Annotated in this window: 13 protein-coding genes; 12 read left to right on the top strand and 1 reads right to left on the bottom strand. The window is 33.9% G+C overall.

Translation table 11 applies throughout. From position 1 onward, the window contains the following. Window positions 1-85: 85 nt before the first annotated feature. From CPG45_RS05785 to CPG45_RS05775, 3 genes are all read left to right on the top strand, one after another. The gene (locus CPG45_RS05785) at window positions 86-670 is read left to right on the top strand and encodes a glutaredoxin domain-containing protein (RefSeq protein WP_096231047.1); all 585 of its coding nucleotides are present in this window, start codon (window positions 86-88) and stop codon (window positions 668-670) included. 31 nt (window positions 671-701) lie between these two features. After that, window positions 702-983 (top strand): co-chaperone GroES, encoded by a 282-nt coding sequence (locus CPG45_RS05780; protein ID WP_096231046.1) that lies wholly within the window; start codon window positions 702-704, stop codon window positions 981-983. Between the two features lie 524 nt (window positions 984-1,507). Continuing rightward, window positions 1,508-2,122, top strand: a complete 615-nt coding sequence (locus CPG45_RS05775) for a class I SAM-dependent methyltransferase (RefSeq protein WP_502695804.1) — start codon at window positions 1,508-1,510, stop codon at window positions 2,120-2,122. A 43-nt stretch (window positions 2,123-2,165) separates the two neighbouring features. Here the strand turns inward: CPG45_RS05775 and CPG45_RS05770 are convergent, their stop codons facing one another. Then, window positions 2,166-2,705 carry a DUF4352 domain-containing protein gene (locus CPG45_RS05770; RefSeq protein ID WP_096231044.1) on the bottom strand — a complete coding sequence of 180 codons (540 nt, stop codon included), beginning with the start codon at window positions 2,703-2,705 and terminating at the stop codon, window positions 2,166-2,168. Window positions 2,706-2,870: 165 nt separating this feature from the next. Between CPG45_RS05770 and sufC the strand changes: the two genes are divergently transcribed. The 9 genes from sufC to cas7b all read left to right on the top strand — a co-directional run bounded on the left by sufC (window position 2,871) and on the right by cas7b (window position 13,360). Beyond that, the gene (gene sufC, locus CPG45_RS05765; RefSeq protein WP_096231043.1) at window positions 2,871-3,623 is read left to right on the top strand and encodes a Fe-S cluster assembly ATPase SufC; all 753 of its coding nucleotides are present in this window, start codon (window positions 2,871-2,873) and stop codon (window positions 3,621-3,623) included. A gap of 11 nt (window positions 3,624-3,634) precedes the next feature. Next, on the top strand, window positions 3,635-5,038 hold the full coding sequence (sufB, locus tag CPG45_RS05760) for a Fe-S cluster assembly protein SufB (RefSeq protein ID WP_096231042.1): 1,404 nt from the start codon (window positions 3,635-3,637) through the stop codon (window positions 5,036-5,038). 127 nt (window positions 5,039-5,165) lie between these two features. Then, the gene (gene sufD / locus CPG45_RS05755; RefSeq protein WP_350354079.1) at window positions 5,166-6,218 is read left to right on the top strand and encodes a Fe-S cluster assembly protein SufD; all 1,053 of its coding nucleotides are present in this window, start codon (window positions 5,166-5,168) and stop codon (window positions 6,216-6,218) included. Further along, window positions 6,215-7,441, top strand: coding sequence for a cysteine desulfurase (locus CPG45_RS05750; RefSeq protein ID WP_096231041.1), 1,227 nt, complete (start codon window positions 6,215-6,217; stop codon window positions 7,439-7,441). The genes sufD and CPG45_RS05750 overlap by 4 nt, the downstream gene beginning before the upstream one ends. Continuing rightward, window positions 7,438-7,851, top strand: coding sequence for a Fe-S cluster assembly sulfur transfer protein SufU (sufU, locus tag CPG45_RS05745; protein ID WP_096231040.1), 414 nt, complete (start codon window positions 7,438-7,440; stop codon window positions 7,849-7,851). The genes CPG45_RS05750 and sufU overlap by 4 nt, the downstream gene beginning before the upstream one ends. 269 nt (window positions 7,852-8,120) lie before the next feature. Next, a complete protein-coding gene (locus tag CPG45_RS05740) occupies window positions 8,121-9,299 on the top strand; it encodes an ABC transporter substrate-binding protein (protein WP_096231039.1) in 1,179 nt (392 codons plus the stop codon). A gap of 569 nt (window positions 9,300-9,868) precedes the next feature. Next, complete coding sequence (gene cas6, locus CPG45_RS05735; protein ID WP_096231038.1) at window positions 9,869-10,609, top strand: CRISPR-associated endoribonuclease Cas6; 741 nt, start codon at window positions 9,869-9,871, stop codon at window positions 10,607-10,609. A 15-nt stretch (window positions 10,610-10,624) separates the two neighbouring features. Next, the gene (locus tag CPG45_RS05730) at window positions 10,625-12,382 is read left to right on the top strand and encodes a TIGR02556 family CRISPR-associated protein (protein WP_096231037.1); all 1,758 of its coding nucleotides are present in this window, start codon (window positions 10,625-10,627) and stop codon (window positions 12,380-12,382) included. Beyond that, a complete protein-coding gene (gene cas7b / locus CPG45_RS05725) occupies window positions 12,383-13,360 on the top strand; it encodes a type I-B CRISPR-associated protein Cas7/Csh2 (protein WP_096231036.1) in 978 nt (325 codons plus the stop codon). The last annotated feature ends 39 nt before the right edge of the window (window positions 13,361-13,399 follow it).

The following is a 13,399-nucleotide window of genomic DNA, read 5'->3' as shown; positions in this document are numbered from 1 at the left end:
GGGGGTATTATATCTTTAACTACATTTAACACTATAACATATTATATTTAAATATATATCAATGAAAAAGAAAGGGTGATATGTGATGATTAATTTTATTAAAGACAAAGATGAATTTAGTAGCGCTAAAAAAATGCACGACTTTTTTATAGTTCTATTTTACACAAATAGCTCACAAAAAAGTCTTGAAGCACTCGATGAATTAAAAAAATTAAGCGATAAAAATCCAGATATACATGTATATGCAGTAAATGCTTCAAATGTAAGTGATATACACCGTGAATTAGGTATAAACGCAGTTCCAACCGTTGTAACATTTAAAAACGGTGAAGCACACCAGTTTATATATGGTCTTCAGACGGAAGAATATTATAAAAGACTATTAAATGATGCACCTATAAGGACATCTACTGAAAAAGGTATGATATCTCATAGAGTTACGGTATATTCATCACCGTCATGTCCATGGTGCAGTGCAACAAAAGCGTATTTGAGGCAACATAATATAAGATTTAGAGATGTCGATGTGACAAAAGACCAAAATGCCGCAGCAGAGCTCGTAAGGAGAAGTGGCCAAAGAGGTGTACCGCAGACAGATATAGATGGTACTATTGTCGTTGGTTTTGACAAACCAAAACTTAATAGGCTACTTGGTATTGCAGAAGAATAATGAAATAAATAAAATAGAAAGGAGAATATTTATGCAAAAAATACAGCCTGTAAACGGTCATGCACTGATTAAGCTAAATAATAATGATGAAAAGAAGGTAGGAGGTATAATTATTCCACGTACAGCACAGGAAAAGCTAAATGAAGGGATTGTAGAGGGCCTTGCAGCAAATTCTACAGATGAGATAAATGTCGGTGAAAGGGTAATATATAAGGAACTCTCTGGAACTAAAATAAAACAAGACGGTATTGAATATTTATTGATTCCTGTTGATGATATAATAGCAAAATATGTTGATGTTGATGAAATTTAAATAAGTTTTTTAAATTTCAATTTCTTCTTCAAGGGAGAAACAGTTTTTATTTTTAAATATCATCTACGGATAGTAAAAACTTGGAAATAAATATATTATTTTATGCGGAAAAATCGGGGTTAAGATAAAATCCCGATTTTTCAATGCTTTAACTTTAGCTCTCACATTTCGGTTAAATTAGTAAATGGATTGCCAATTGCGTATGGTATCATTCTTGATAAAAATAGATAAACATCCGTTTTTAAATTGATTAAGGTTGAAGGGTATTTAGATTATTGAGATTATCATCTGATAAATCAAATGCCACAATATTGTATCCTTTCTCAAGAAGTGCATTGCTTTGCGCCAGTAATTATAAAGACTGGTGTTCCTGCGATAAAATCATCCCTTATAGATATATTAGAGTATACCAAATTTTCACTTCGTATTTCTTTAGATTCATTATACTATACTATCGGTATATGGAAATATTTTATTTATATTAATTTTTTGATATTTATGATAAAATGAAATCGGTGATAAATATGAACAAAAACGACATTATAAAAAAACGATATAACAGAGTTGCAAAATATTATGATTTGATGGAAGGCCTAATGGAATCATCCGGCGGGAAAACATGGAGGAAGAAACTCTGGTCATTAGTGAAAGGTGATACAATCCTTGAAGCGGGTGTCGGAACGGGAAATAATATAGAAATGTATCCGGATGGAAAGAAAATTTTTGCTATAGATTTTGCATCGAAAATGGTAGAAATAGCGAAAGAAAAAGCGAAAAAATATGGAAAAGACGTTGATATAAGAATAATGGATATTGAGAATCTTGAATTCCCCGATAAAACTTTTGATGCTATCGTTACGAGCTGCGTATTCTGTTCTGTACCAGACCCAGTAAAAGGACTTTTAGAATTGAAGAGAGTATTAAAAGATGATGGAAGACTATACATGTTAGAACATGTGCGAAGTAAAAAGATAATAATAGGTACACTTATGGATTTACTAAATCCAATAACAGTTGCAGCATGGGGTGCCAACATAAATAGGGATACGGTAGAAAACCTGAGAAAGGCCGGTTTTAATATCTTTAAAGAAGAAAATTTGGCACTTGATATAATGAAGCTTTTTATAGTTGGGAAATAAACGTAAAAAAATTTCCCGGGTAATTTCCCGGGATTATTTCCTATTATTTGTCAAGCTTAAATATTGCCTGACCTGTGCCAAATGCATTGGGTTCAAATATGAATTCAAGTCCCTTGGCGTCTTTTGGGATCTCAAAGGCGACTTCACCACGCATCTTGCGTCCTGCCCCAACCTCTCCGTCAAGTTGTGCTTTTGTATCACCTATAGTTGAGTTGTAGTTATATCCATCACTATCAGCAAGTTTAAACATTAGCATAGAACTTACCGTCTGAGCTTTTGAATCAATATTTTCAATTGTTGCATCGACTATTGCATATACCTTTCCATCTTCAGGCTTTAAGAAATCTGATCCATTCGAGTATCTTACACCATTTACTGTGATATTGAGTTTATCCATTTTAACAGTATCACCGATTTTAAATATTTCCGGCTTTTTTGCCTCTTGTTTTGTTTGATTGCCTGTCTTTGTCTCGGAACTTTGATTTGTTGGCGTTGTCGTCTGTTTTTCCGGTATTGTCTCAGTACAGCCTGCAATTGTGATTAAAAGGAGCATGGCTAATAGTACTAAAATGATTTTTTTCATTTATATAACCTCCCACAAATTATTTATCATATAAATATTATCAAAAATAGTGGTCAACATATGTCAGTATTAAATATTTTATTTGATTTTTTTTCATAATAGAGTATAATAATAACATAGTAGTAATCCCATTAAAATAGTAGGAATTATAAAGGGAGTGAAGATATGAATGATATATTATTAGAAGTAAGAAATTTAAAAGCAGATGTTGACGATAAAGAAATATTGAAGGGTTTAAGTTTGACTATTAAAAAAGGTGAAATACATGCTATAATGGGGCCAAATGGCAGTGGCAAAAGTACCCTGTGCAATGTAATTATGGGAAATCCTCACTATAAGGTTACAGATGGTGAGATATTATTTGAAGGTGAAAACATAGTTGACCTAAAAGTAAATGAAAGAGCTAAAAAGGGTATATTCTTATCATTTCAGTCACCTGAAGAAGTACCTGGTATTACAGTAGATAATTTTATAAGGACATCAGTTAATGCAGTTACAGGTAAAAACATATCAGTGCTCCAATTTGGCAAGAAGATGAAAGAAAAGATGGATTTGCTTGAAATGAAACCGGAATATAGGACAAGGTATTTAAATGTCGGCTTTTCAGGCGGTGAAAAGAAGAAAAACGAGATACTGCAGATGGCAATGCTCAATCCAAAGCTTGTTATGCTTGATGAGATAGATTCCGGCCTTGATATAGATGCATTGAGAATTGTTGCAGAAACTGTTGCAAAGATAAAAACAGACGATATGTCAATACTTATAATTACACACTACAATAGGATACTTGACTATTTGGAACCTGATGTTATATCTGTTTTGGCGGACGGCAAGATAGTCAAAAATGGGGATAAAAATCTTGCAATAGAGCTTGAAAAGACAGGATATGAGAGCATTCTTGACACCGTTGATGATTAAGGGGTGATACAATGAAAAGAACTATTGTAAATGATATAGATTTTTCAAGGTACAATATTAAAAATGAAGTAAGGTATTCATACAAGACTGAAAAAGGATTATCAAAAAGAATCGTTGAGGAAATATCCGAGAGAAAAAATGAACCAGCATGGATGAGGGAATTTCGCTTAAAATCCCTTGAGATATATTTAAGTAAGCCGATGCCGATGTGGGGAGTTGACTTAAGGCAACTCGATATAGACTCAATTGTAGCATATATAAGTCCAGATACAAAGATGAAGAATTCCTGGGATGAAGTGCCAGATGATATAAGAAATACATTTGAAAGGCTTGGCATACCAGAAGCCGAGAAAAAAGCATTATCTGGTGTTGGTGCACAGTATGATTCAGAAGTAATATATCACAATATAAAGGACAGCCTTGCAAAACAAGGGGTAATCTTTGAAGATATGGAGACAGCTTTAAAAAAATATCCAGATATAATAAAGGAATATTTTATGACAAAGAATGTAACACCGAGAGATCATAAATTTGCAGCACTTCACGGTGCAATATGGAGCGGCGGTACATTTGTATATGTTCCGGAGAATGTCAAAGTAGAAGTGCCTCTTCAGGCGTATTTCAGGATGAATGCACCTGGAACAGGCCAGTTTGAGCACACGCTTATAATAGCTGATAAAGGCAGCGAAGTTCGCTTCATAGAAGGTTGTTCTGCACCACAATATGCTGTATCAAATTTGCATGCCGGATGTGTTGAGCTTTTTGTAAAAGAAGGCGCAAGGCTTATATATTCTACAATAGAAAATTGGAGCAAAAACACATACAATCTCAATACAAAAAGAGCGATTGTTGACAAAGATGGCATTATCGAGTGGATATCCGGTTCATTTGGGAGCCATAAGACTATGCTATACCCGTGCTCTGTTTTAAGAGGAAAAGGCGCAAAGTCTGAGTATACTGGCGTAACATTTGCTGCAAAGGGACAGCACCTCGATACAGGTTCAAAGATGATACATTTAGCTCCATATACATCATCGAAAGTTTTGGCAAAAAGTATATCAAAAGACGGTGGTATTACAAACTACAGAGGGCTCTTAAGAGTAGGACCAAATGCAGAAGGCGCAAAATCCTCTGTACAGTGTGAAGGACTAATGCTCGATGAAATTTCTAGATCCGATACGATGCCTATAATAGAAGTATCAAATGATAATGTCGACATAGGCCATGAGGCAAAAGTAGGTAGAATAAGTGATGAACAGATTTTCTACCTGATGACAAGGGGACTCAGCGAAGACGAGGCAAGGTCAATGATTGTAAGAGGTTTTGTTGAGCCTGTAGCGAAATCACTTCCACTTGAGTACGCTGTCGAGCTTAACCGCCTCATAAAATTAGAGCTTGAAGGTACTATTGGATAAAGGAGATGATACCATGATAAGAGCACTCGATTATAACACTATACAGGAATTGGTAAGAGGCGGCAAGAGCGAAGAAAAAGAGCTTAGAAAAAAGGGCTATGAAGAATTTTCAAAAGTGCCTATGCCAATGTGGAAGAGGGTTAAGCTTGATAATTTTCATCTACCATATTATAAAGAATACAAAGATACAGTTATAAAAAATAATGTTCAAGAAGGCCTATTAACAAATGCTGTAACAGATTCTTTGATGGATGACGATTTTTTCACATTGAATAATGCTCTTAAGCATAATTTCGGTGTCGATGAGAAATTTAAAAATATGGTTTTAGCCTTTTACAACACAGGTGTCAACATAAGAGCACTTCCAAATTCAAATATAAAAACTCCGGTTATTATAGATTTTGGCATGAAAGGCGAAAATGATACTATAATAGATTTAAACCTTATAATTGCAGAACATAATTCGAATATAACCGTTGTATTTGATTATAATTCTGATATGAAAGGCTTTCATAATGGACTAACTGCGGTTATCGCAAAAGATGGAGCAAATGTAAATATCGTAAAAGTTCAGAGGTTATATGACGAATCAGCAAATTTTGATAATAATATAGTTATAACAGGTAGAGATGCATCTATTAAATGGACACAGGTAGAATTAGGTTCTGCTGTGAGTGCACACGATGTGACAGCAGACTTAGAAGGTGTGTGTAGTTCCTTCTATCTGAATTCAATTTTTTTAGGTGCAGGGACACAGAATCACGATATGTCATACAGAGTTAATCATATAGCACAAAGGACAGAAAGCAATGTAGATGTAAAAGGTGCCCTCAAAGATATGGCGAAGGCTGTATTTAGAGGAAACCTTGACATGAAGCGGGGTTCTAAAAAATCAAAAGGAAATGAAAGCGAAGTAGTATTGCTACTTGATAAAACAGTTAAATCCGATGCTATACCTGCACTGTGGTGTACAGAAGATGATGTTCAAGCAAACCATGCTGCTAGTGCAGGCCAAATCGACGAGAACAAGCTATTTTACATTATGAGCAGAGGTTTAAGCATTGACGAAGCAAAGCTCCTCATGGTAGAGGCTAATTTCAATCCTGTCATAGATTCGATACCCGTTGAAGACATTAAAAAAATTGTGAAAGAATACACTGAAAGGAGGATTGCCGGTTGAGCCTAAATATAGATACGATAAGGGAAGATTTCCCGATATTAAAAACATCTCCATATGGTAAAAAATTAATATATTTTGATAATGCTGCTACAACGCAAAAACCGTTGCAGGTTATAAATGCAATAGAGGACTACTATAAAAAATACAATGCTAATGTATATCGCAGCCCCCACTATTTAAGTACATTATCGACAGAAGGCTATGAAAACGCAAGAGAGTATGTTAGGAGATTTATAAATGCTAAAACATCTGAGTCAATAGTATTTACGAGAAATACGACAGAGTCAATAAATTTTATTGCATATACATGGGGGATGAAGTATATAAATGAAGGAGATGTTATAGTCCTAACAGTGGCGGAGCACCACAGCAATGTCCTTCCATGGCAAATGGTAGCAGAGGCAAAAGGAGCAAGGCTAAAATACGTCCACCTCGATAAAAATTCAAGGCTCGATATGAATGAGTTTTATAGGATTATGTCAGAAAATGTCAAGCTTGTGGCTGTGCAACATGCATCAAATGTCCTTGGGATAATAAATCCCGTCGAAGAGATAACTGATGTAGCACATAAACATGGTGCAAAAGTTATAATAGATGGTGCACAGAGCATACCAAATATCAATGTTGACGTCGCTAAAATAGGATGTGATTTTTATGCATTTTCAGGTCATAAGATGATGGGGCCAATGGGAATAGGCGTGCTATATATTAAGGATGATTTATTCGATGATATACCGCCATTTTTAAGAGGTGGTGAAATGATAGATGAAGTTTACGAGGATCATTCAACATTTGCACCTGCACCACTTAAATTTGAAGCAGGTACGCCAAATGTAGAAGGTGCCTATGGATTAATAAAAGCGATCGAATATGTTGAAAAAATAGGCCTTTCAAATATTCACAATCATGAAAAAGAAATTACAGAATATGCTTTGGATAAGTTAAAAGAGATAGATTATGTGAAATTGTACGGCCCAATGAATGTAGAAAACAGGACTGGCATAATATCTTTCAATATTGAAAATGTGCATCCACACGATGTCGCAACAATATTGGATCAAGACGGTATAGCGGTAAGAAGCGGTCATCATTGCTGCCAGCCGCTTATGAGGTATTTCGGTGTTCCTGCAACAGTAAGAGCGAGTTTCTATGTCTATAATGACATAAGTGAAGTTGATGCACTAATCGATGGGCTGAGGAATGTTAGGAAGTGGTTTAAATGAGTGATCTTAATCAACTGTATTCAGAGATAATAATGGAACACTACGAAAACTCACCAAATAAAAGAGAAATGAAAAATCCTACAATAAAAGAGAGAGGTCATAATCCGCTTTGCGGTGATGATATAACATTACAGCTCAAAATGAAGGGTGATATAATAGAAGATGCATCATTTACAGGTCACGGCTGTGCCATAAGCCAGGCATCTACATCGATGATGATAGATTTGATAAAAGGAAAAGACAAAAAAGAAGCATTGAGGCTGACCAAAGAATTCATCGACATGATTCATAAAAAAGATGTAGATCTTGATGAACTTGGTGATGCACAAGTACTTCAAGGAGTGTCTGATTTCCCTGCGAGAGTCAAATGTGCACTTCTCGCATGGAAGACACTAGAAAAGATTATATGAAATTTTTAACCTTTCAAAAATTTTTTTATTGACAATTGAAAAAATTAATGTATAATTAAAACAAAAGTTGATTTTTTAGTTTAATATATTAAACAGGCAAAGACGCTTTAACATGTGTTAAGGCGTTTTTTTATTATCAATTTTTTTGTTACCAAATTGATGCGCATCAATTGATTTTCATTTAATATCTTTATTAATTCGTTGACATAGGTAAAAAATAGCATACATTGTATAAAAGCAATCGAATATTGTGAAAAAGGAGGTCAATTATGTCAAAATCAGTTAAATTTACATCAGTTATTATTGTATTAATGATTGTTGCTTTATTTTCAGGTTGTACAAAGAATAGTTCAACTTCTGCATCATCAGATACCATAAAAGTAGGAGCACTTTTTGAGCTGACAGGTGGTGTTGCAACATTTGGAACATCATCATATAATGGTGCGAAATTGTACATGGACGAAATAAATAAAAGCGGTGGTGTACTTGGTAAAAAAATAGATTTATTGAAGGCAGATAACAAATCACAATCTGATGAATCAATAAATCAGGCTACGAAACTTATACAGCAGGATAAAGTTATTGCAATCTTAGGACCTGTCACATCGACAAATGTAAAAGCAGCATCATCTGTTGCGATGCAAAACCATATACCGTTGATAACAGGTTCAGGTACTGCTGTAGATGTTACAGTTGATCCTAATACTAAAAAGGTTAAAAAAGAGATATTCAGGGCCTGCTTTATAGACCCATATCAAGGAAGTGTTATGGCACAGTTTGCAACAAAGAAACTAAATGCAAAAACCGCAGTTGTATATATTGATGACAAGAGTGACTACAGCAAAGGCCTTGCACAAAGCTTCAAAGAGCAGTTTGAAAAACTCGGCGGAAAAGTCATTGATACAGAAGCATATGTAGCAGGCGACCAAGACTTTAAGGCGACACTCACAAAGATAAAAGGCTTAAATCCCGATGTAATATTTGTACCCGGTTATTATCAAGAAACAGGCAAGATAACAAAACAGGCGAGAGATATGGGGATAACTGCAGCATTTCTTGGTGGTGACGGCTGGGATTCACCCGATCTTGTAAAAATAGCAGGAGAGAGCGCACTTAATAATGTATTCTTCAGTAATCACTTTATAAACACAGATCCTGATAAGACTGTTCAAGATTTTAAAAAGAAATATACAGAAGCATATGGTATAGAACCAGATGCATTAGCTGCACTTGCATATGATACAGCAGGCATGTTAGTGCAGGCAATAAAAGATGCGAATTCAGCAGAACCTGCGAAAATAATTGAAGCACTGTCAAAGCTTAAAGATTTCAAAGGTGTAACAGGTACAATAACAATAAATAGTGAGCATAATCCAGTTAAATCTGCTGTTATCATAGAATTAAAAGACGGTAAACAGAACTTTGTTGAAAAAGTAGCAGCACAGTAATATCATTTTATGCGGCCGTAAGCAATTAAAGGGGCTTGAATTATCAAGCCCCTTTTTGCATAATAGTTATAAGCTTCCTTGACAAATACTTCAAAATTAACAAGAATAACAAGTTAAATGGTGCAGTACTACTTCAAAATCCAACTTCATATTAACAGTATATTGGCGATTACGGGCGATTTAAAAACGCTCTTTATTTTTTGCTGACAGGGACTGATAATCGTGATTTTACATAATTGGATGGTATAATAATTCTAATTATAAAACGATAATGAATTTGCTTTTAAATAAAGTGAGAGCAACATTTTAGATATGAGGTTATCGACATTTTACTTGAGATGAACTTTAATATTGAAAGTACTTATATATTTAAGACAGATGAGGCAACAGAAGCAAATTGGATATCAAATAAAAAATATCCATTTACAATTTTTGAAAATTAAGAAGGAAAATGTCAATTAATGTTGAATTATACTGTATTGGCAAATAAAAAATTTTTAAGAAATATTTTATTAAGGACATATGATGGAAGGTCAATGTGTTAATATAAAAAATGCAGAGGTGTTAAAATGCGGGTTACGATAGAATTTACTGGTGAAAAAGATCTTTACCTGCCATTACAGTACAACCATATAGTACAAGGGTTTATTTACAATCAGATGACAGACAGTGATTTCAGCGAATTTTTGCATGACGAAGGATTCAAATATGAAAAGAGACGCTTTAAATTATTTACTTTTTCTCGGCTTGAGGGTGAATTCAGAATTTTAAAAAGAGAAAATAAGATAATAATAAAGCCTCCTTTTAAGCTAACTATCTCGTCACCAATAGATGAATTTATATTTGATATCTCAAAAAATATGTTCAAAAAAGATTACTGCATTTTTAATAATCAGAGATTTCAATTAAATTCACTAAACATTGTAAATCCACCTGTTTTCAAAGATAGAGCGAGGATAAAATTTTTATCGCCAGTTGTTATGTACTCGACAATTGAGGAAAAAGGGATTAAATATACGTATTATTATTCACCGTGGGACAAAAATTTTTCAATGCTGCTTTTAAATAACCTACTTAAAAAATATGAAATAATTTATGGGGAAAAGTTAATAGACCCGCATTTTAAGCTTTACCCCCTCGGGGATGAAGATAAGCGGTATCAAAAAGTCTTAAAGTATAAAAATACAGTCGTAAAAGGCTGGATGGGTATCTATGATATCGAGTGCAATTTAGACTTGCTAAAACTTGGTTATTATACAGGACTTGGTGCGAAAAATTCACAAGGGTTCGGCTGCTTTGAAATCCTATGAAGGGAGGTTATATGATTGATAAATGCGGTAAAAGAATTGGGCGAAATGATTATAAAAGCAGAAAATAAAAGTCTTTTGGATGTACTTATAGAGGATCCAAATTCAAATGGGACATATAACAACATAGTTACGATAAATTTCATAGTAGATAATGGAGATATTCAATTCGATGGTGTTAAAGTAGAGCAGTACGAAAGATCAAAATTAAGCAAATATCTATATACAAGCGCTGGCGGAAATGGACCAGGTTATATGCCCATAGCCAAAATAACAGAACCTAAGAAAACTTTTAATACAAAGATTGAAAGCTGGTTTAATATTCTGAATGACAAAAACGCAAAATTAAGCAATGATGATAGGGTATTTTTAGAAAAGGTGCAAAAGAATCTTGAAGATAATAGCAATAAAATTATAGAAGAAATTGAGAAGTTTAGAAAGGAGTATCCCAAAAAAGAAGGCCTCGTGCTGATGCTGAAATTTAAAGATAGTGGTGAATACAAATATATTGGAGATTATAAACTTTTTAGAGACCTTCTTCTTTTGATAGACAGTGAAAAATACAGGAAATTGTATGCGGAGGATAAGGTATGCTCTATATGCGGTGAAAAGCGAGATTTGGTATTTGGGAAAATTGACACATATAAATTTTATACGATAGATAAAAAAGGATATATTACAGGAGGTTTCAATGAAAAGGAATCATGGAAAAATTATCCAGTATGTCCTGAATGTAGGCTTGCCCTTGAAGAAGGCAAAAAATATGCAGAAACAAATCTTTCATTTAAGTTTTATGGATTAAAATATCAGCTGATACCAAGGTTCATAGTAGGCGAAGAGTATGTTAAAGATAATGTACTTGATGTATTTATAAATTCGAACAAATTAGTAACGTTAAAAAATAGTATAAAGAAAAGAGTTATAGCTGATGAAGATGAAATACTTGATTATCTAAAAGATGCTGATGACACATTGACGTTGAATTTCTTATTCATACAAAAATCAAATTCGGCAGAGAGAATACTACTTTTGATAGAGGATGTTTTCCCATCACATTTAAGAGAAATATTTGTAGCAAAAGAGGCAGTAGATAAAATATTTGGAGAAGGATTTACATTTAGAAATATACGCAATTTCCTTTCAAAATCAGATTCAAACAAAAGGAATAGCGACCTCGACGGATATTTTCTTGATATTACAGACAGGGTATTTAGAGGTAAGGCAATAGATTTTTCATTCTTGCTGAGATTTATTATGAAGAGGGTGAGGGAGGAATTCGCAAATGATAGGTACTACAAAAATGCAATTAAAGATGGCATGATGGCAGTGACTTTTCTTGAAAAGCTGGAATTAATCGAAATGGAGGTTAGCGAAATGGAAGAAAGAGTATTTGACGGCATATTTGAGAAATACGGTGAAGATTTTAAGACGCCCCTAAAAAGAGGATTAATTCTCCTTGGTGCATTAACAGAGCTCCTTTTACGGAAGCAGTACAAAGACAGAGAAGCGAAGCCATTTATGAAAAACTTAAAGGGACTTAAAATGACTGAAAAAGACATAAAAGGTCTTTTGCCAAAAGTCCAAAACAAGCTTGAAGAATATGATTCCTTTGACAAGGGTAAAAGACTTCTTGCAAAAGAAGCGTCAAATTATCTTTTGTTGGCAGGCGATGATTGGCATATGCCGGTTGATGAGATTAATTTTTATTTTGCCTGCGGCATAAATTTAACAGATGATTTTGTAAATATCATTTATAAAAAAGAGGAGGAAAAATAAATGAGTAATATTAATAATCGGTCAGAAGTTCTATTTCTATATGATGTAAGCTTTGCAAATCCAAACGGGGATCCTGTTGATGAAAATAAACCGAGGATAGATGAAGAGACAGGGCAAAACATTGTAACAGATGTTCGACTTAAAAGGACCATAAGGGATTATTTAATCAATTATAAAGATATGAAAGATAGAATTTTTGTAAAAGAAATAATAAAAGATGATGGGAAACAGAAAACAAGAGAAGAAAGAATAGAAGAAGAGAAGATTAATAATGTTAGCGATGTAGATAAACTTATTAAAAAATACATAGACTTAAGACTGTTTGGAGCAACAATCGGTTTAAAAGCTAAAAAAGCTAAAAAAGGAGAAGAAAATGAAGAAAAAGATCAAAAGGGCACTTCAATAACTTGGACAGGACCAGTTCAATTTAAATACGGCAGATCACTCCATAAAGTAAATATTACATATGTCAAAGGCTCAACTGTAATGCCTTCAGGGACTGGAAAAGATCAAGGTACATTTACTGAAAAATATCTGCTTCCATATTCATTGATCGCTTTTTATGGCATAATAAACGAAAATGCTGCAAAAAATCAAAATATACCACTTACTGAAGATGATGTAGGCCTTATGCTTGAAGCAATGTGGAACGGGACTAAAAACCTTATGTCAAATTCAAAAATGGGACACATGCCGAGGTTCTTACTTCAGATAATATATAAAGAAGGCAATTACCAGATGGGTGAGCTTGACAGGAGATTGAAATTTGTACACGACATAGAAGATGAGGAAATTAGGGACATAAAAGATGGTAAAATCGACATTACAGAATTGATAGATAGCCTTAAGGCACATAAGGATAAAATAAGAACTATCAGATACGCTGTGGATGACAGGGTAGTATTTACAATCAATAATAACGTATGTGTATTAGACGATGTATTAAAAGATTTTCCAGTAGAAGAGTTTAAATTCTAAAAAGGTTTTCTATTGCCATTCTGAGTGCACAGACCTTTT

This window comes from Thermoanaerobacterium sp. RBIITD (assembly GCF_900205865.1).
In the GTDB taxonomy this organism is placed as follows: Bacteria; Bacillota; Thermoanaerobacteria; order Thermoanaerobacterales; family Thermoanaerobacteraceae; genus Thermoanaerobacterium.
The sequence above is the reverse complement of the archived record's forward strand: the minus strand, read 5'-3'. Positions and strand labels throughout refer to the sequence as shown.

Excerpts from the sequence above, each read along its gene's own strand:
- sufB (WP_096231042.1), top strand. The coding sequence starts at position 3,635 with ATGAAAAGAACTATTGTAAATGATATAGATTTTTCAAGGTACAATATT.
- sufD (WP_350354079.1), top strand. The coding sequence starts at position 5,166 with ATGTGGAAGAGGGTTAAGCTTGATAATTTTCATCTACCATATTATAAA.
- cas7b (WP_096231036.1), top strand. The coding sequence starts at position 12,383 with ATGAGTAATATTAATAATCGGTCAGAAGTTCTATTTCTATATGATGTA.
- CPG45_RS05775 (WP_502695804.1), top strand. The coding sequence starts at position 1,508 with ATGAACAAAAACGACATTATAAAAAAACGATATAACAGAGTTGCAAAA.
- CPG45_RS05770 (WP_096231044.1), bottom strand. The coding sequence starts at position 2,705 with ATGAAAAAAATCATTTTAGTACTATTAGCCATGCTCCTTTTAATCACA.
- sufU (WP_096231040.1), top strand. The coding sequence starts at position 7,438 with ATGAGTGATCTTAATCAACTGTATTCAGAGATAATAATGGAACACTAC.
- cas6 (WP_096231038.1), top strand. The coding sequence starts at position 9,869 with ATGCGGGTTACGATAGAATTTACTGGTGAAAAAGATCTTTACCTGCCA.
- sufC (WP_096231043.1), top strand. The coding sequence starts at position 2,871 with ATGAATGATATATTATTAGAAGTAAGAAATTTAAAAGCAGATGTTGAC.
- CPG45_RS05740 (WP_096231039.1), top strand. The coding sequence starts at position 8,121 with ATGTCAAAATCAGTTAAATTTACATCAGTTATTATTGTATTAATGATT.
- CPG45_RS05785 (WP_096231047.1), top strand. The coding sequence starts at position 86 with ATGATTAATTTTATTAAAGACAAAGATGAATTTAGTAGCGCTAAAAAA.
- CPG45_RS05780 (WP_096231046.1), top strand. The coding sequence starts at position 702 with ATGCAAAAAATACAGCCTGTAAACGGTCATGCACTGATTAAGCTAAAT.